9 protein-coding genes are annotated in these 19,454 nt (G+C 63.8%); 7 read left to right on the plus strand and 2 right to left on the minus strand.

The features are described from left to right. The first annotated feature begins 84 nt into the window (after positions 1–84). From ACWGTI_RS18375 to ACWGTI_RS18385, 3 genes are read left to right on the plus strand one after another with little or no spacing between them, the layout of a single operon-like run. Positions 85–1,278, plus strand: coding sequence for a DUF6361 family protein (locus tag ACWGTI_RS18375; RefSeq protein WP_454588422.1), 1,194 nt, complete (start codon positions 85–87; stop codon positions 1,276–1,278). Beyond that, complete coding sequence (locus ACWGTI_RS18380) at positions 1,275–3,074, plus strand: phospholipase D family protein (RefSeq protein ID WP_454588423.1); 1,800 nt, start codon at positions 1,275–1,277, stop codon at positions 3,072–3,074. The genes ACWGTI_RS18375 and ACWGTI_RS18380 overlap by 4 nt, the downstream gene beginning before the upstream one ends. Further along, positions 3,074–6,013, plus strand: coding sequence for a DEAD/DEAH box helicase family protein (locus ACWGTI_RS18385; protein ID WP_454588424.1), 2,940 nt, complete (start codon positions 3,074–3,076; stop codon positions 6,011–6,013). The genes ACWGTI_RS18380 and ACWGTI_RS18385 overlap by 1 nt, the downstream gene beginning before the upstream one ends. A 195-nt stretch (positions 6,014–6,208) precedes the next feature. Here the strand turns inward: ACWGTI_RS18385 and ACWGTI_RS18390 are convergent, their stop codons facing one another. Beyond that, positions 6,209–6,640: a very short patch repair endonuclease gene (locus ACWGTI_RS18390; RefSeq protein WP_454588425.1), complete on the minus strand. Its 432-nt coding sequence runs from the start codon at positions 6,638–6,640 to the stop codon at positions 6,209–6,211. A gap of 225 nt (positions 6,641–6,865) precedes the next feature. Between ACWGTI_RS18390 and ACWGTI_RS18395 the strand changes: the two genes are divergently transcribed. From ACWGTI_RS18395 to ACWGTI_RS18410, 4 genes are read left to right on the plus strand one after another with little or no spacing between them, the layout of a single operon-like run. Continuing rightward, the gene (locus tag ACWGTI_RS18395) at positions 6,866–8,056 is read left to right on the plus strand and encodes a DNA cytosine methyltransferase (protein WP_454588426.1); all 1,191 of its coding nucleotides are present in this window, start codon (positions 6,866–6,868) and stop codon (positions 8,054–8,056) included. Next, on the plus strand, positions 8,053–10,569 hold the full coding sequence (locus ACWGTI_RS18400; protein ID WP_454588427.1) for a hypothetical protein: 2,517 nt from the start codon (positions 8,053–8,055) through the stop codon (positions 10,567–10,569). Before ACWGTI_RS18395 ends, ACWGTI_RS18400 begins: the two co-directional genes overlap by 4 nt. Next, positions 10,566–12,695, plus strand: a complete 2,130-nt coding sequence (locus ACWGTI_RS18405) for a hypothetical protein (RefSeq protein ID WP_454588428.1) — start codon at positions 10,566–10,568, stop codon at positions 12,693–12,695. Before ACWGTI_RS18400 ends, ACWGTI_RS18405 begins: the two co-directional genes overlap by 4 nt. A gap of 23 nt (positions 12,696–12,718) precedes the next feature. After that, entirely contained in the window at positions 12,719–18,532 is a 5,814-nt protein-coding gene (locus ACWGTI_RS18410) for a DEAD/DEAH box helicase (RefSeq protein ID WP_454588429.1), read from the plus strand. Between the two features lie 285 nt (positions 18,533–18,817). Here ACWGTI_RS18410 and ACWGTI_RS18415 read toward each other — a convergent pair whose 3' ends face one another. Then, positions 18,818–19,387: a hypothetical protein gene (locus ACWGTI_RS18415; RefSeq protein ID WP_454588430.1), complete on the minus strand. Its 570-nt coding sequence runs from the start codon at positions 19,385–19,387 to the stop codon at positions 18,818–18,820. Positions 19,388–19,454 lie beyond the last annotated feature (67 nt).

Here is a 19,454-nt window from a genome sequence, read left to right on the forward strand (position 1 = left end):
CGACGCTGGACGAACTTCATCCTCGTCAATTCGAAGAGCATAGATCGAGATCGAAGGTGCTTGGGCGAGAGCGAGTGTCGTCCGATGGCTAGTATTGGTCCTGTCGTCGGCTGGTTCATGCTATCGGAAGCCGACCGCGATGCTGCGACCCGCTATCTGTCGAAGATCGCGTCGGACGGGACTCGCGATGAGCTTGGGTTCGCGCCAATACACTTCGCATTTGCTGATCGGTTCTTTCCTGGGACGTCGGTCCAGCACGCGCAACTTCGCTACGTATTCTTCGTGGCTTGGGCCTACCAGGAGCTGCTCGCGTCGACCGCCGGCGAGCGTTTCAGCCGCGACCGTCTGTTCGAGATCGAGCGCCGCTACTCGAGGCGGTTGATGGATACGGTTCGCGAGCTGCAGAACTCGGGGATCTCAGGATGGATGAAGTATCAGACGGGCGAGCGTCCGGTGGTCCGTGCGAGCACGATCTACTGGACCGCGCTCAGATCATGGCGGATGGCAAACCCCGTAGCTGGCATCACCGGCGCCCCAACTGAAGTGCAGCTGCAAGGTCTTTGGCCCCGCCTGCTCACTCGTGACGACGGCGACGGCGGAAAGGTTCGGACTGCCACGCTGTTCGAAGATCTCCCCGGACCACCACCGGGCTGGGCGAATAAGTCGGGGCAACTGGACTTCGCCCTTCGGCGCTCGGAGGCCGACTACATCCGCTGCAAGTGGCGGGGGGCTGGCGAGGGAGGGACCCAGCCGCTTCTCAGCAGACTGGCCGAGGCCGGGGTGACGACGCAGTCGCTCTGGTCCGCGAAGATCTGGAACGTGGCGACCGTTCAGGAGCGGAAGGATCTGCTGCTGGCGGAAAGGGCCGCCTCGGTCGCTTGCATCGCGCGTGCCGCCTACGCCGCCCTCGTCGAGGCCAAGCGCAATCAGGACCGCGGCACCGATGATCGTACCCACGCGGAGGCGCTTCCGCTACTCCGGGCGGAGCACCAGGATGCAGCCCTGGCGCTCGACGTCGCTGAACTGCGCAAGGCGACCCACATCGACGGGCGTCTGGCCAGCTTCGTCGAAGCAGTCATCGAATGGGTGCGCGCCGACAAGCCGCTCGAGGCGATCATACGGATTTTGGAGACGCGCGAGCGCGACCTCAAGGATGGCCGCGCCTACCTCTTGAACCAAAAGCGGCGCGCCGACTGGCGCAAGGGGATCGCGATACCACTCGACTACCGGTGGCCCGTGGTCCGCAACATGATCGAGTGCGTGCGGAGCGTCGGATGAGCTTCCGGAAAGATGACCGCGTGTCGATCTTCGGCGCGCTGCGGCCGGATGAAGACCAGACCGTCTCCCGCGCAGTGGTCGCGACATATTCGCTCGATCTGATCGCCATGCTGGGGCTTGTGCTCGCGCTCGGCGGGGACGCGGAGGTCGAGTTCGAGACCTCGCCGCTCGGTCTCGTCCAGGCGTTCGACCGCGTGCGGGGCAAGCTCCAGGTGATCCACCAGCTCGGCCGGATCGTAGCGCCGCGCGCGCACCGCTCCGTCCTCCCGCTGCTCGACACGATGGTCTCCGCGATCGCCTCGAACGAACGCGAGCAGAGCTGGCATCCCAAGGTCGCGCTCATCCGCTACGAGGGTGACGCGGTCCAATGGCGGTTCTGGATCGGAAGCCGCAACCTCACGGGATCCTCCGACCTCGACGCCGGTCTGCTCCTGGTCAGCTCGCGCGACAAGTCAGCGCGGTCCGTCCCGGATATCTCCAGCCTCGCGCGGGATCTCCTCCGGGAGGCCAGCCTTACGCCGGACGAACTCGAGGAGCTCCGGATGGCGCGATGGGTGGCGCCGCCAGGCGTCACAGTGCGCAGCCTCCTCTGGCGCCGACCGGGCGAGACGCGCAGGTTCGTCGGGGCGCCGCTCCTCGGTCGCGGCGAGCGGGCGAGCGCGGTCAGCCCATTCATCGACCGTACTGGCTTGGCTGAGGTTCTTAAGGCTGGATGCGCCAAGGTTACGCTGCTCACCACCGACATGGCGGCCTGCGACTGCTCTCCAGTCAGCGGCGTCGCCTTCCGCACTGCTACAGTGCCGGAACCCGAGACGGAGGTCTCGGTCGAGCAGCAGATCGACGACAAGGTCGGGGAGTTCACTGAGCTGCTTCCGGCAGGCGTCCACGCGAAGCTCCTCGCCGTCACCAAAGGGGACAGGACCGCGCTCATGCTGGGCAGCGCCAACTTGACGGAGCGCGGGCTGATCGGGCCGAACGCCGAGGCGGTCGCCATCCTCGACTTGAGGAATCCCGTGCTCGCCGACACCCTGCACGAGTTCGTCCATTCGGGTTTCGAGTTCCGCAAGGTTGAGATCGATGAGGAGCTCGCTGAGCACGAGCGCGCGAGGCGAAAGCTCGACGAGCAGATCTCGATGCTACTCGAATGCGATTTCAGTCTCGCGTACGACGAGGAAGGGCTGCTGCTGCGGATCGGGGGAAGTGCCGACAAGGCGCTCGCGTCTGCCCGCTTCGAGGCGTCGCCCTTCCTCGAGCCGGATGACTGGGTGGATCTGGGCAGTGGCGTCCGGACAGTCCGTTTGCTCAAGGGCGTGGTGACGCTGAGCGAGCAGACATCGCTTGTCGCTTTCCGGGCGAGCAGCCTCGGCGATCCAGCGATCCAGCGGAGCTGGGTGCTCTCGCTGCCGGTCGAGGGCATGGACGAAGAGCGCCGCGACCGGGCGCTGCTCGTACGCTACGTCGGGGCGAGCAGGTTCCGCGACTGGCTCAGATCGCTGCTCGACGGTGTGGACGGGACGGCGGGACAGCGATGGTCGGAGCCGCGCCCGGGCAGGGAGCCCGGAGTTGCCCCACGGCTTTCCGAAATGTTCACCCTTGAAACCATGCTCTCCGCTTGGGCCCGCGATCCGCGGGCGTTTGAGGGCCGCATCACGAGCATGATGGCGATGCTCGAATCCTTCCGGGAGGCCTTTCAGGCGCTCCCAGACGAGGAGGAAAGGCGGGCGGCGCTCGACGACCTCGACGACGTCCAACCTTTCCTCCAGGCGGTCCATGGCGCCGTGCATGGAGTGGGCTGATGGACTTGGCAGCCTTCCAACGGCGCACGGTGGAGGTGGCGCGCCAGACCCTGGAGGCCAGCGGCCCAAGGCGCTTCTTGGTCGCGGACGAGGTCGGCCTCGGCAAGACCGTAATCGCGCGTACCATCGCTAAGGAATTGCGCACGAGCCGCAAGCGACTGAACGTGATGTACATGTGCCCCAGTCTGGAGATCGCGGGGCAAAACAGACCGAAGTTTGTCTCGCTCACCGACATCGATGAGAAGGAGTATGACGCCGGCGAGGACCGGCTCGCCCTGGTACCCGGAGCCCCGCCCCAGGAAGGGAAGGGCTTCCGCATCTTCACCTTCACGCCGGAGACGAGCCTTCCAGGCTGGAAGCCGGGGCCGAGGACGGGGCGAAAGGCGGAGCGAGAGCTGATCCGGTCTGCGCTCGACCGTTTCCCGTTGCTCCGCTCCGTCGTGCTGAAACTCGACCGCGACCGTCCGGGGAATGGGCGCCGGCTACTCCAGGAGCGCGGAAACCTGAAGGGTTACACCGCCATCGGCATCGAACGCGCAATGCGCGACATCTTCGGCTGCCCGACCGGCAAGGTCGAGAGGGCCGTCCTCGCTTGGCTGGACCGCGACGACGTCGATGTGGTCGAGTTCGTCGCCCGCTTCCGCTCCGTCCTCGCACTCGCGGCGCTCCGGTCCAGAACGGTGAAGCCCGATCTGGTGATCCTCGACGAGTTCCACCGCTACGCCGACCTCATACTTCCGAGGCCGGAGCAATCGGACGTGCGGCTGAAGTACGAGCGTGCCCGAGTGCACCGACTACTCGTCGAGGCGCTCATCGGAGGTGAAGACCGTCCGGCGGTGCTGCTGCTTTCGGCCACGCCCTACCGGTTGCGCCGGCTCGACGGCGAGGAGATCCATCCCGTCGACCACTATCGCTCCCTAATCGACCTAGTCGGGTTCCTTGCGGACGACGGAGACCACAAGGCCTTGGTCGAGGGCGCGTTCCGCGAATATCACGACGCGCTCCGCACCGGCGGGACTGCCCACGGAATACGCCAGTCGGTCCATGCGGCGAAGCTGCGCCTGGAGGGGCTGCTCCGACCCTTGATGGCGCGCACGGAGCGCGCGCTGGTTCACGAGGAGGACTTGTTCGAGCGTAGGAGCCGGCAGGTGGAGATCGAAGCGCAAGACCTCGTCCTGTTCAAGCACTTCGCGGAGACATCGGGCAGCGAGTTCGCCGGCTGGGCTCCGGCGATGTGGAGCTCGATCCCTTATCCCGCTCAGACGATGCACGGCTACAAGGTGTGGGACGTCCTGACCGCTGCGAAGCCGGCCCCGATCGAGGCGGGATCCGGCCGCGGTGCCTTCGCACATCCTCAGCTCCGACAACTCTCCGAGATGGCCGGCGACGCGGCGCACCTGTCGCTGCCATGGCAGCCGCCGACCGTGGGTTGGTGGAAGCTCGAGGGGCCGTGGTCCACCAAGAGGCTGCTGCCGGGCAAGACGCTGCTCTTTAGCAAGTGGCGCGGTGCGCCCACCGCGATCTCCGCCCTGCTGTCGATCCACCTCGCCGGCGGGCTGCGCAAGCAGAAGGAGAAGGCGCCCACACCGCTCCTCCGTCCAGGGGGCAGCGAGACTGGGGCGCTCGTCGGCCTGTTCATGCCATGGCCGAATCTTTCCCTCGCGGTCGAGCCTCTAAAATCGGTAGATGCATCGGTCGCTACGGTACGTGCGGACGCGCGAAGGCAGCTCGAGGATTATCTGCGCGGCAGAGGCATCAAGCTTGACGGTCGCGAGAAGCGACCGACGTGGATCGTGGCCGCCGGCGTCGAGCGCGCCCTCTCCATGTCCTCCTACCAACGCGTCTCTTCGCTAGCCTCTAGGGCGAGCCGGGGTGCCAAGGCGAAGGACTGGCAAACGCTGGGTCAGATCTTCCGTATCTCCCACGCCGAACTCGCCGCGCTGGCGGAGTATCTCCTCTCGTCCCCGGGCTCGATCATCGCGCGATGCGTCGCCCGACACCGCGTGCCGCAGGACACCTCTCGCAAGAGACAGCGAGTTTTTGCCTTCGCGTGGGACAACCTGAGGCCATATCTCGGTCACCGGACCTTCGCCGAGCTGATAATTGCTGCCAGCAAGCGCAAGCGCTATCCAGACGCACTTGGCGAAGCGATGCTGAAGGGAGGCTTCGAGGCGGTCCTCGACGAGCAGATGGGACTGCTTGGCCAGTTCGGCGACGCGAAGGGAATCAAGATCATTGATCAGCTCTCCGCGAGCTTGCTCGATCGTCCAGGCTTGGTGCAGTTCCGCCGCGGCAGGACGAAGCATCGCGTGCCGGTCCAAGCAGTGTCGCCCTTCGCCGGCGGAGATCAGAGCCGTGGCGGCAAGAAGAAAGGCAAGCGCGTTCGTAGCGACACGCTGCGCCTCGCGTTCAACTCGCCCTTCTGGCCGCACATGCTTTGTACGACCTCGATCGGTCAGGAAGGACTGGACTTTCACCTATGGTGCAGCCGGATCGTTCACTGGGACCTCCCCAGCGACCCGGTTGACTTCGAGCAGCGCGAGGGACGAATCGCGCGCTACGGCAGTCTCGCGGTGCGCCAGTCCCTGGCACGCAGGCACGGCGAGGAGGCCCTATCGCGGGCTGACACCGGGAGTCCCTTCGGCAGCCTTATCGAGCTCGCCCGTCAGGTGAAGGATGGCCGGACCGGTCTGGAACGCTGGTGGCTGCCTGAGAGCGGGCGGCCGACTAGCGTCAGCTTCGACTGGCGCTTCAGCCTGAGGGCGGCACGTCGCGAGAGAATGCTTCAGGACCTGCTCTACTACCGGCTCGCACTCGGACAGCCGGATCCGGATGCGTTCGTAGGCATGCTCCGGCGCTTGGGCGCCGACGAGACCGATGTCCGAAGTCTCGCTATCGACCTATCGGCGATCTCGCGCTTTTCCGCTCCATCAGCCTGATGCGAACGCTAGGCGTCGGGAGAGACGTGAGAAATGGAGCAGCTGGCGGGGGCCGAACCTCCAACCTCTGACTGGCACCGCCGTCCATAGACGAAGGTCCCTTGGAACGCTTGCTTTCGCTAGCCTCGAGTTCGTGTCCAATCACCTCGGTGCTGACGTTCTGCATCCGGCCGTCGATGTCGTCGGGTCAAACATTCAACCGCCAACTAGCGTTGCTCCAAGGAATTGCCCCAGTCGTCGCTTCACGGCATCGATATCGTCCAACTCGCACTCCCAAACCACCATTGTTCGCCAGCCCCGGACTCCAAGCTCGGTGACGGCAACCGCATCCCTTCTTGCGTTCCGCTCAAGCTTCGGCTTCCAGTATTCGGTTCTCGATTTCGGCATTCGGGCGCGTTTGCACGCCGGATCTGAATGAGAGTGCCAGAAGCAGCCGTGCACGAAGACTACCGCCCGATGCTTGGGCAAAACGATGTCGGGTTTTCCTGGGAGATCCGAACGGTGCAATCTGAAGCGGTATCCGGATCGATGCAGAAGCGACCGAACAAGGCGCTCTGGCGAGGTGTCCTTTGCTCGCACGGCGCGCATCACCGAGCTTCGCTTTTCGGAAGAGATATTGTCAGCCATGCCGAATAAGTTGGTTACGATTGATAGATGTGCAACTGCCGTTTCGGCAACTTGCCGCAAAACAACGGCGTCGCCAAACGGGCTATCGAGGCTTGCGGGAATCGTTAGCTGTTTCTAAACCTGCATCAACAAGTCACATCCAAGTCAAAGCTAATTGTGAAGAATAGCAGAAATCGCTTCGCAGGCTGTGAGGAGAATGCTAGTCGTTGATGTTAGGGGGCAGTCTTGGGGGCAAATTTCAAGTATTACGAATTTTTCGCGGGCGCGGGCATGGCCCGGGCGGGGCTCGGCGATGGCTGGAAGTGCTTGTACGCGAATGACTGCGACAAGCTGAAGCAAATATCCTACGCGGAAAACTGGGGCAAAGAAGACTTCGATGGACGCGACGTGGCGGTTGTCCAGACCAGCGACCTCAAGGGAATGGTCGATCTGGCTTGGGCATCCTTCCCCTGTCAAGATTTGTCCCAGGCTGGAGCCAAGCGCGGTATCGGCGAGGCGCATGGCTATACGGCGACCCGTTCGGGGGCGGTATGGCCGTTCCTAGGACTCATCCGATCCCTTGCGGGGGAGGGGCGTCACCCTATTTTGCTCGCGCTCGAGAATGTCGTCGGCCTTCTCTATGCGAACGGGGGCGCAGATTTTAAGGCTATCTGCGCAGCATTGAGCGAGATCGGCTACCGTTTCGGAGCGCTGATGGCCGATGCCTCCCATTTCGTGCCGCAGTCACGCCCGCGCGTGTTCATTGTCGCGATGCGTCGCGACGTTCCACTGCCAGCCGGAGTCCACGCTGACCTTCCTATGAACCCTTGGCACACGCAGATCCTTCTGCGCGCCCGCGCCGGGCTTGGACCTGCCGAGGCGGCCGACTGGGTGTGGTGGAACCCGGGCGATCCCCCAACAGGAAACAACGTCCAGCTAACTGACATCATTGACCTCAGCGACGATGCCGAATGGAACGCCGACGATGCCACAAATCGGCTGCTAGGCATGATGTCCGAAGCCCAGCTGACCCGGCTCGCAGAGGCGAAGGCTGTCGGCGAACCTGTGATTGGCAGTCTCTATCTTAGGATGCGCCCCAACGGTAAGGACGGAAATGTCCAGCGAGCGGAGGTCGCCTTCGGCAAGACACTGGGCTGCCTCCGCACCCCAAAGGGCGGCGCCTCCAGGCCAAGGATCATTGTGGTCGAGGGCGAGAGAGTGCGGACGCGGCTGCTTTCGGAGCGCGAGGCCGCTTCACTGATGGGCCTCGCCGAGGACTTCATACTCCCCAACACCTACAGCGAGTGCTTCCGACTGATTGGCGACGGGGTTGTCCCAGCGGTAGTTCGTTTCCTGGCGGACACTCTGCTCGAGCCGCTAGCTAGCCACGCCAAGGGTGTCGTCGGCCTGTCCCCCGACAAAAAAGCCTTCGCATGAATGCGGCAGCGCCGACATCGGACTTCCCAGCAACGCTGCGCGACTGGGAACACACCCTCACGAGAGCGCTCTTGCGCGCAGACAGCGGGAATGCGGATCCGATCCGATCATTTGAGATCACACCTGAAGCTCTCGCGAAGCATTGCGGTCACACGCCCGACCGGGCGGACGAAGCCGAGCTCGCCTTCAAACAGGCGCTGGTCGACGACCGGCGTCTTTACTGGTGCCTTCAGTATGGCAGGTACTGGCCAACCACCTCTGAGGTGCCCAACTGCATGGCTATCCTGGCGCTTAGCCTACTCGTCGACAGCCTGCTCGACGGCGAATATGAGGGGCAGGGCCAATACCGGGCCAAGCTTGCGCAATGGCTCGGCACCCATCGGTCTCTCATGAATCTGCGCGGTATAGCCGCGATGTGGGTGGGGCTCGCTGCATGGCTCGACGGCAGGGTCGAGTCAGGCGCGCCCTTCCGTCGACTTGTGCTCCCCGACATTCCGAAGACTTGGACCCATATTGGGTACACGCGATACCTGTCATTCCCGACCAAGCGCGATGTCACCTTGCTCCGCAGGCAGGTCGAGCGAAACCCCGATGTAGCCGAGGATCCGGGGATGCTCGTGCGCGTCCTTGATCCCTTGGTGCGCAGCAACGCCGTCTCATACGGTTTGAAGGGCGCGTTCGAAGACTTCAGGGGAGCACTTCGAGCGGGTGCCGCCTCAATAGACCATAGGTTCTGGCGCCTAGTCACCTTCGCTAGCCAACTCGCAGGTCATAACGAGACGACGCAGGCCTCGTTGTTCATGGAGTTCAACGAAGATGGCGAGCGCCACTACTGGGTCAAGACCATCGGCGCATCGAACCAGTCGTTTCCGCCAGATCTTGGAGATGCCGTAGTATCGCAGATCCTCGGGGGCAGCCAGAACCTGGGGCCATCAATCAGGCGCGGCATCCTGTTCTTTCGTTCGAGTGGCCTCGCCAGCTGGTCCGCGGTCGGCGAGCCTCCAATGGGCAGCGGTCCGTTCCATCTCGCGATTGCCGATCGCCATATCCGTTCCGCTTCGAGCACAGGAGTGCGCTTCGAGCGCTCCGGCACATGGCACGTCACCAGCTCACCTGTTGCGCAGGGCGTAATAGCTGATGTTTTGAGCAAGCTCGGGATCCGCAATGCGGAGCAAATCGTGCGCGCGATCGACCTGGCTGGCGGCGTGCGCGTGGGCAAGGCCTGGCTTGGTTGGCCACGCTACCTCCCCCTTGTCGAGGGCGCGGCCGGAGATGTCGAAGTCAGGCCGCTTTCCGGCGACAACGCCTCAACCCTCGCCTGCATTGACGGAGCGCTTAGGGCCGACCATCTGGTCGATGGTGACTTCGCGATCGGCGACAGCGAAGGCCGCTGGTCTCGCCGCGCAAGCTTCGTACCCATGGCTGAGGCCCACGCCAGCCTGGAGGCGGCTGCCTATTCGCAGCCGCGCCAGGCGGAATGGCGCCTGGCATCTGGTCGGTCCGATTACCCCTTGCAACTGGCAGATATCACGTGGGCCGACCATCAGTACGAGCACCAGGACATGCTCGAGGCGCTCTACGCATCCGGCAGGAGCGGGATCCCTGAAGGCGAAGCTGTGGCGATCGTCGACCGCGCCGTCCGGCGGCGTACTTGGGATATGTTGCGCGCCCTTCAAGAATCCTCGTTTCTTGATGGCAGACTGCGCGAGCGATGGCGCGGACGGGTGTTTACGCTTGGGCATCCCACTCTGGCCGAGATCAAGATCGATGCCCTTCCGGCAGTGGTGGTCTCCGGCGCATTGCCCTCGCGCCTCGAGCAGGAATTTCGCGCGACCGTGGCGCTGCAAGGTGGCACTCCGTTCCGTAGGTTGCTGGAGAGATCGCAGGCACCGGCGCTTGTCGGCGCGCTCCATGTGAATGCAACGAAGCTCGCCGATGCGTTGGGTTGGACGGTCGCCAAGGCGCCGCCGATTCCAGATGGAAACGCCGCCGCAAGGCTTATCGAGACTGCGGTGGTCGGAAAGAGCTACGTTGCCGCCGGCGCTTGGGACTGGTCGCTTGGTCGCTTCCGCGCGGGCGCTTCATCGGCAGGAACAGTGTCGCTAGTCAGGTTCGTTCACCCGGGCCGGCGGGACCACGACTTGTACCGGGTTACTGGCGCAAGGCAGCGCACCTTCACCTCTCGCCACGCGGCGGTCCTTGATGCTCACCTACAAGCGGGCCTGCCGCTCTTTCGCCTTGATGGGGACAGGATCAGGCGCATCCCGGCTGAGGGAGCGTTGCCGCTGGAGGTCGCCGTGGCGCTGCGACTGAAATGCCTGAACAACGGCGGGATTTCCACCGACGGCTGGGATTATGCAGTTTCGCCCGATGAAAGCCGATGGCTGGTCGGGCTGATGCCGGGGTTGATAGAGGGGGTGCGTCTTTCGGGCGATGCGGACCCCGCGCGAGGCTACCGCCGCGGCCGCGGCTCGCGTCGGCCGCTATGGATCGGAGGGAGCATCGAGGTATGAAAGCCGACAGCGATCTGTCCCAATCGACACTTTCGGCCTCGGAATCGAAGCTGTATGTGGGTCAGTTTGCGCGCCGCCTAGGCAACTATGGCACGGTGTCCGTCGTAGGCCGCGTGGGGGAACGAGGCATCGATGTTATTGAGGAGCCTAAGCGGCTTTTTCCCCGCGATGGAGTTGTCGAGACTGTTGGCCTCGCCCATGCGGGTCTCGCTGCCGGCGACTGGGTCGAGTTCGAGGTGGCGCGGAACCAGCGGCCGCGCGGACCGGAGTACAAAGCTGCCCACCTAAAACGTATCCCCCGGTTCGGGATTCTGCCTGATGCCGAAGACGCGACCTATCGCGCCATGCTGACTGTCGAAGGCTGGAGAGGCAACAAGCGCGCCGGGCTATGGGCACTGCGCATTTCCGGGAGTCGGGTGCTAGTCGTCGAGCTCGAGGCCAGGAAGGACGGCGCTCTGCGCATATCAGGCAAGTCGGCGCGCGAGGTGCGGTGGTATGGCTATGACGAGCGCCTCGTCGTACGTGTGCCAGTCGACGGAGAGGATATTTACTTTCCGGCTACGGGCGAACCTACGGGCACCTTCGACTGGTCCAGTGAGGCCGACCACGTAGCGCGAGTTATCCGCTCGCTGTCCGATGCCAATGATCCACACATCGCTGACCTGATCTCGTGGCTTGAAATGCACCACGAGGAGCAGACCGGCCGCGTTTTTGCGGGAGCGATGGACCACGATGCGGCCGAGGCATCGCTTCGGTCGGGAGAGTTGGCCCAGCGCCTCCGCGCCGATCGTGATCTCATGAAGGCCTATCTCGACGCTGCGCTTCACGATGACGACGTGCGCGAGGCCGTGGCGGAATGGGCGCGCGAGGGCCACGGAGCCGAAGCGGATCGATTGCGGAGGGAACTTGCGCGCGAGATCGCCGACGAGCGGACCCGACTGATCGAAGATCTGGGCAAGGAGATAGAGCGGAACAAGAAGGAGGCGCTTGAGCGGGTCGCAACCGAGGCCGCCGCGCTTGCCCATCAACGCCGCCAAGCGCTTGCCGCCCGCGAACGCGAGGCCAACGACGCTGTCGAAGCGAAGCTGAAGGAACTCGACGGCCGTTTCAGCGAGCGCAAATCCGAACTGGAACGCGAGATCGCCCGACAGGGGGACGCGCTGGCGGCGGTTCGCGACGCGACGCTTGCGGCGGCTGGCGAACTGGACTTAGTGAAGGCGGACACCGAGGAAGCACGTTCGCGGCTGCGCGAAGCTTCCGCTGAGGTCGACCGTCTGCTTGCGATCGCGGAGAGGCTGGGCGCGCCTGCCGCAACGGCGATGCCAGAGGCGAAGGCAGCCGCCGCGAACGGCATCCGGCCGCGGTTCCCCGAGCGGCCGATCGTGCCCGCCCACGACAAGGGCCGCGCCATCGCTCAGAACCTCCTCCTCACCGACAACGGGAAGGATCAGCTCCGTCGATTGGCAGTGCTGACCCTGGCGGGCGAGGTCCCCATTCTCACTGGCTCGGACGCAGCGGACTTCCTGCAGATCGCGGAGGCGGCGCTCTGTCCCGGCCGTTTCGCCGTGGTCGATGCCGATCCGACACTCATCTCGCTGGACGACCTCTGGTCCCGCCCGGGCAGCGGCGCTCCGACGCTCGTAGCGGCTGCGGCTGCTGCCGCATCATTCGGCGCAGTGTTGGTTGTCATAAGGGACATCGAGCGCTCAGGAGCCAGATTCTGGCTGCCCACGCTGCGCGACACGGTACGCGGCGGAGGGCTGCCTCGGGGGCTCCTCGTTTGCTGCACCGTTTCCGACCGCAACCATGAAGAGGTCGCGGCGCTGCCTGACGACGTCCCATGGATCGATGCAGAAGGCATGCTCGTAGAGGGCGCCGCCTTTGCCGCGCCTATGGCGCTTGATCCGGCGATACTCGACGTAGCCGCGCTGGATGCAGGCGCCGTGCCCAAAGACTTTTCGGGGGCCGCCCAGATCGTCCCCAAGCTAGGCTTCAAGCCTAGTGTCGGCCAAGCGATGCGGGCTGCGCGGATATTCGCGGAGGCCAGGACGCTTCTTAGCGACGACGGCGAGGCGCGCCGGCTCGCCATCGACCTCGCCCGCTCGATCTTCGGGCAGGCGGGCTAAAGACAGCATAACGGGGGGATATTGTGCTTGATCCGATCGGCGGCTTTGACCGCATCAGGGATTTCTTTATCTCGTATATTGAAACCAGCTTTCGCATCGCTGACCGATCTGTCGCTGAAGAACGGCGGCGGCTGCTCAAGAAGGCAAACGTCTTCGCTACTGCGTCGTTTATCGAGCCAGTGTTGCGATACCGGACGCATGTGCTCACCATCGACAAGATGGTCGGCGTGGCGGATGGCCCGCTCGCCGGCCTTCCACGCTCGGTGCAGGTGGCGTTCGCCGAGCTCGCTCTTTCCGGCCTTTTCGACGGCAAGGACGCGACCGGCGAGGTGCGGCGGGCGGGGCTGTATGAGCCGTATAAGCATCAGATAGAGATGCTGGAGCGTGGCATTAAGCCCGGGCACCCTGGAATCGTAACCTCGGGCACGGGCTCGGGCAAAACGGAAAGCTTCATGCTGCCGATCCTTGCTGCCATGTCGCGCGAGGCGGTCGGCTGGTCCAGGCCAACAGCAGGCTACTTGGCCAGCCCTTGGTGGGAGCGGGACCGGACTCGGTGGAGCCCGCAGCGCCAGGGCGAGAACCGACCGGCGGCGATGCGGGCCTTGGTGCTTTATCCGATGAACGCGCTTGTCGAGGACCAGATGGTGCGACTGCGCCGCACGCTCGATTCCAACGAGGCCAGGAAGGTCATGGACGAGCGATTTGAAGGCAATCGCATTTTCTTTGGTCAGTACACGTCGTCGACGCGGGTTACGGGTTATGAAGCCCATCCGCGCCTATCCGCATTCGAACCTGAGAGGAAGCGTCGACAACGCCGCGGACGCGAGCTGCGGGCCGCCATGCGTAAGGCGGCCGCTGACCAGGCGGCGGCGCGCATCCACGACGATTTCGAGCGGGCCAAGGCTGAGGCGGAGGGCCGACGGCCGCCCGACAAGACGCGGTTCATCTTTCCTTCGCTCGATGGAGGCGAGATGCTCTCTCGGTGGGATATGCAGGCGACGCCGCCTGACCTGCTCGTCACGAACGCTTCGATGCTTGGAGCAATGCTGTCGCGCGAAGTTGAGGAGTCCATCTTCGAGAAAACGAAGGTCTGGCTGCAGGAGAACGACGACGCCTACTTTTACTTGGTGTTCGACGAACTGCACCTGATCCGCGGATCGGCCGGAACCGAGGTATCGTTCCTCGTGAAGTCGCTTATCCAGCGGCTTGGCCTCGACCAGCCTGACCACCGTCACAAATTGCGGATCCTCGCCTCGTCAGCGTCGCTCCCGATGGATGGCGAGCCTGGCGTGCAATCCAAGCGGTACCTGCGCGATCTGTTCGCTCCGTTTGGGACAAGCGTTGGCCCGGGAGATCCCGGAAGTACTGGCGAGAGCATTTGGACGGAGTGCGTAATCAAGGGCGAGCCGGACATCCCGGATTGGGATGGTGGCGATGTCGATCCTCAGCCGTTCGTCCGGCTCCTCCAGGCGGCGCGGCCCGATGGAACGGGTTTCGTCGCCAGGGTGTCCGGATCCAGCGAGCTAGATGCTGCGATCGACGAGGTAGGCCAAGCTCTCGGTGTCACGGAGACCGGCGACCGGCGCGTGGCGCGCATTGCCGAAGCGGCGGCCGCGTTCATTACCAGCGCCTGCAGGCAAGGCGAGGCGGTGCGCGCGACCAGTATCGAACAGGTGGCGACCAGGCTGTTCGGCGGACAGGGCGGAGAGTATGCTGTCCGAGGGCTGATGCTGGCCCGCGCGTTGCCGGAGAGCGCTCAATGGCAGGGCGGTGTCAAGCAGGGCACTCCTTCTTTCAGGATCCATTCTTTTGTCAGGAACGTGGAGGGACTCTTCGGCGCTCCTGTTGTAGATGACGGGAAGGTAAGGTTCGTAGACCTTAGCGTCGAGCGAGGGCTTTCCCATGGGCAGCCCGAGGCTGGACAGGTCCGCGGCCGACGACTGTTTGAGTTGCTGTATTGCGAGGCCTGCGGCGACCTGCTGCTTGGCGGCCAACGTGGCCGTCAGGTCGGAACGCACAGCGCCACGGAATTGCTGCCGTCGACGGCTGAGCTCGAGAACCTGCCAGAAAGAGCGGCGGCCGAGTATTACGACAAGATGTCGTTCGATCAGTTCGCGGTCTTCTGGCCTAGCCGCGAGGCGCCACAGGTCGACGGTCGGGGTTGGGACTGCTGGGAGGTGGCGCACCTCGACCCGGCATCAGGCGTCGTCGCGCTTGGGGAGAACGTCCCCGCTGGTCGCATCGAGGGGCGGCTATATCACCAGAATGCTGCTGCGGCGCCCAATGGCCGACGCAGCGCGCAACCGTTCTGTTGCCCAAATTGCGGGACTGACTACTCTAACCGCCCGACGGCATCACGCTCGCGCTCGCCGATCCGCGCGTTCCGCACTGGTGTCAGCAAGGCATCGCAGCTCGTCGCCACCGAGCTGTTCGAACTGCTATACGCAGTTGGCGCAGAGGCCAAGAGCATCGTTTTCTCGGACAGCCGGCAGGATGCCGCAAACCAGTCTCTCGAAATCGAGCGGTTGCATTTGCGCGACCTGAGGCGAGAGATCCTCGTAACCGTGGCTCGCGACTATCTGGCCCGGGTGGCGGCCGGCGCGCTTGACACGGAGGCGGCCCTCGAGGAGGCAAGAAGGCTGATGCAGGCGGGAGATCACGCAGGCGCCGCAAAGATTTTCGCTCAACTCGGCAGCCAGGCTCACGACCCGCAGGTCTCGACCGACAACCACAAGGTCCAGCTTGAACGCCTATTCAGTTACAAGGATGCGTCCAAGGGCGTAGGCGCCCTCATTGAGGAATACGTCAACCTCGGCATCCATCCCTTCGACGAGGTCGGCCGCAAGCCGTATCAGCGGCGGCCCTGGTACGAGGCGTTCGAGAAGTCGGACGATGTCGTGACTTACGCTCCGTGGCTGGATGACACCCAGCAAAGGGAGCTTGGCATATTGATCGAGCGCGAGCTTATGGAGCTCGTCGACGATGTCATATTCGCTAACACGTTCTTCGCGCTTGAAGAGACCGGGCTAGCCTATCCATCCATCAGCCGGGATACCGGTCCTGCAATCGACAAGCTAGACGCTTGGCTGCGAGTGTTCGCCAGCGCAACGCGCGTCAAAGAGAACAAGTTCTTCGACGACACCCGGGCCACCGAATGGGATAGGGGCTCGAAGGTGCCCCCGACGAACCGGGTGCGGCGCTTCGCAAACGCGCTGCACGGGCCCAATGCCCTACCCGAACTCGACGACGTGCTGACGGAGTTCGGAAAATGCGGACACGTCAACGGCATCGTGCAGGTGGGCCGCGTCTTCCTGAGAATCGCGCAGCCGGGCGATCCCTACTGGCGTTGCGCATCGTGCGAACGCGTCCACCTCCACCGCGGGGTCGGCAAATGCACACGGTGCTACAAGGACTTGTCCAGCGAAAGGACTGGGCCTGTCGAGGAGCTTTGGGAGGCGAATTTCCTGGGGCGGCGCATCGTGCGCGGGAAGCAAGATGAGGTCGCCCGGTTCCGCTTGAGGTGCGAGGAGCTGACGGGACAGACGGACGACTTCTCGGATCGGTTGCGCAAATTCAAGGGCATTTTCGTCGACAAGCTGGGTCAGGTGGCACGGCTCGCCCGCGAAATCGACATGTTGTCGGTCACCACCACCATGGAGGTGGGTATCGACATCGGCTCGCTGCAGACCGTCTACCAGGCGAACATGCCACCGCAACGGTTCAACTACCAGCAGAGGGTCGGACGCGCCGGCCGTCGCGGCCAAGCCTTCTCATTCGTCATTACATTCTGCCGAGGGCGGAGCCACGATGCTTACTATTACGCCCACCCGGCCGCGATTACTGGCGACCCGCCGCCGCCGCCGTTCTTGGCGACCGGGCACGATCCGATCCCGGAGCGCCTTCTGACGAAGGTCTGGATGCGCTCGGCCTTCCAGAAGGTGCGCGACGATTACGTCGATGCCGGAGGAACATACCCTGGGGACCTGCTGGTGCCGCCCGACGTGCATGGCGAGTACGTCCCGACAGACGACTACTACGACGACCCTGAAAGCGCCGATTGGAAAGGTAGGCTCCGCGCTGCGCTCAACGCGACCGTCGGGGTGCGTGATGCGTTCGTCGAAGCGGCCTGCATCGATGTGGCCCAGCGCGAGAGGATACGCGCCAAGGTCACCTCCGACTACTTAATCGACGAGATCGAAAGCCAGAGGCGGTTCAAGCCAGCGAACCGTCAAGGGTTGGCGCAGTTCCTCGCCGAGCGCGGCCTACTGCCCATGTATGGGATGCCAACGCGCGTGCGGCAGCTGTACCTCGGCCTGCGTCCTGAGTCCGACGAAAAGGACACCGACTATGACTGGTCCACCATGGACCGCGATCTGGATACCGCCGTCTTCGAGTTCGCTCCCGGGTCGGTGCTTACCAAGGACAAGCAGCGGCACAAGGTCATTGGGTTTTCTGGAACGCTCGCGCCGCCGGAACGACGCGGCAAGGACATGTCGCTGGCGGGCCTCTCCCATTGGAAAGAGTCGGAGCATCGGGTGGCGCTGTGCCCGGCATGCGGATCGGCAAAATACAGTCAGGAGCGGCCGGGCAGCCCAGAGCCGTGCGATGACTGCGGTGTCGACATCGAACCGGACCAGTTCAATGATTACGTTACGCCCGCGGCGTTCAGGACGGACTTCCATCCTTCAGGTGCCGACCTTGACGCGGTCGGCCGCATGGCGGTGCGAACTGTCGCGACGGTGCTGCACAACGGCGAGCCCGTGGATGCTGGACACTTGCGCCTTAGGCGCGGTGCCGGTGTGACCATCATGCAGCTGAACGACGGCGTCGACGATGATGTCGGCCAGCCGACGCGTTTTACGGTGCAGGAGGCCGAGGATCTCGTTGTCCGAGTCCCCAGGATGGCACTGACCACGCTCGCTGCATCGCAGGCGATCGAGATTGGACAGCTGACTCCGCCAGGTCGGTGGGTGCCGGATCCGACCAGTGAGCGAACTTTCGGCCTCATCGCCAAAAAGGAGACGCACGCGCTCTATCTTGAACTGATGGCTTTTGACAGGCGCCTCACGCTGGACCGCGTTGCAAGGAAGGGCGGCCATAGCCATTTGCCCACGCGGGCCGCCGCGATCAGCGCCACCCAAATTCTTGTCCAGAAGGCGGCGCTCGACCTCGATGTCGCGTCCGACGAGTTCGAGGCGCTCGAACCGCGCCTGCGCGAAGGTAGGCCGATGCTGCAGATGGCGGACTCGCTGATCAACGGCTCCGGCTTGTGTCGGCGCCTCGGCGAAGACCGAAGCGATGGAATCCCGCACATCGTGCACCTGGTTCACGAAATCCTCTCAGATGGCGCCAAATGGCCGCTTGTGGACTTCCTCAGGCATAACGATGAAGGTGAGCATGCCGCGCGGTGCCAGACATCGTGCTATCGATGCATCCAGCGGTACGGGAACCGCTCCTACCATGGCTTACTCGACTGGCGGCTTGGCCTCGCATATCTGCGCGCGTTGGTGGTGCCGGGCTATACCGTTGGCCTGGATCCGAAGGACCAGGAGCTTCCTGAGACGAAGGGCTGGCATGCCCGCGCGTTGGCGCTTGCTGATGCGGTGGCGGGCATGCGCCCGGACTCACTTGTCGGCGAGCTCCACCAGCCCTCCGGTCTGCCGGCGCTTCGGGAGCGGCATCCGGGCGGGAACACCTTCTTGATAGTCAATCCGCTATGGCGGACCGATGGCGATTTCGGTCGCAGGCTAAGCGGAGGGGCGGCAGTGCGCTTCGTCGACAGCTTTAACCTTGAGCGGCGCCCTTTGCGCGCTATCGAGCTCGCGCTCGTGGACTAACCTGTTTGCGGCTAGAGGGGCGATGAGCTGAGTTAGCTAGCCGCCCTGCGGGTGCGTCAGGCTGTTGCGAACTAAGGATCTGGCGGCCACGGTGGCGACCCGAGTGGTGAAGCCTATTTTCGGTCGTCGCCCAGTCGGTCTCATCAACTACTTGATTTTAGGGAGGAAATTGATGGTTGGCGATGCGGGGATTGGACCTGCAAGGCCTCCCGTGTGAAGGTTGATCCCCGGCCGGGGGAAACACGGCGCCTCGGTAGGAGCGTGCGGAGCGCACTCAACCGTGGGCTATTCCTCTGCGGGGTCAGTCGTTTGCAAGCTGACGCTTCGAACCCAGCGCTTACGGCCCTTTTTGAACTCGTGGATCGCTAGGAACAGTTGTCGCCCGTTGCGCAGCAAAGCGAGAGCGTCGCTCGTATAGTGTGGGGAAACTCGAAGCCACGCAGTCCAGCGTGGCTCGCCGCGGATCTTGTCAATGAGCCCGATGCCCGGCGGTGGGTTGTAAATCGGGATCTGCCTGCCGCGGTAGTGGCGGTATTTGGGCGATCCGTGCTTATCCCGCTCCTGCACATCTTTGAGGGTCGCGCGAATATCGCCCGAGCCAAGGTTGTCGCCATAGATTGTGACCTCGTAGGTCTCGCCCGCCCGCTCCTCTGGATAGCTGGACACTCCCGCGATGGTTAGTCTCGAAACGCACCGATACAGTGGGTCGTCATCGTCCGAGTTCCAAGCCGTTTCCGGCGCGTAGACGTTGTAATTGACAGCGGCTTCGACGCTCGCGTCACAGCGCTCCACTCTGATGGCAAGTTGTGTGTATTCTTCTCCGGGCTTCTTCGGGCGCTTTGTTCTGCGGGCCATTGGATTATCCGCTTGCCTGCCGTTTCTGGTTAATCGGCATAGCGGTGGCTTGGGGCAAGATTTCAGT

The organism is Mesorhizobium sp. ArgA1 (assembly GCF_053714375.1).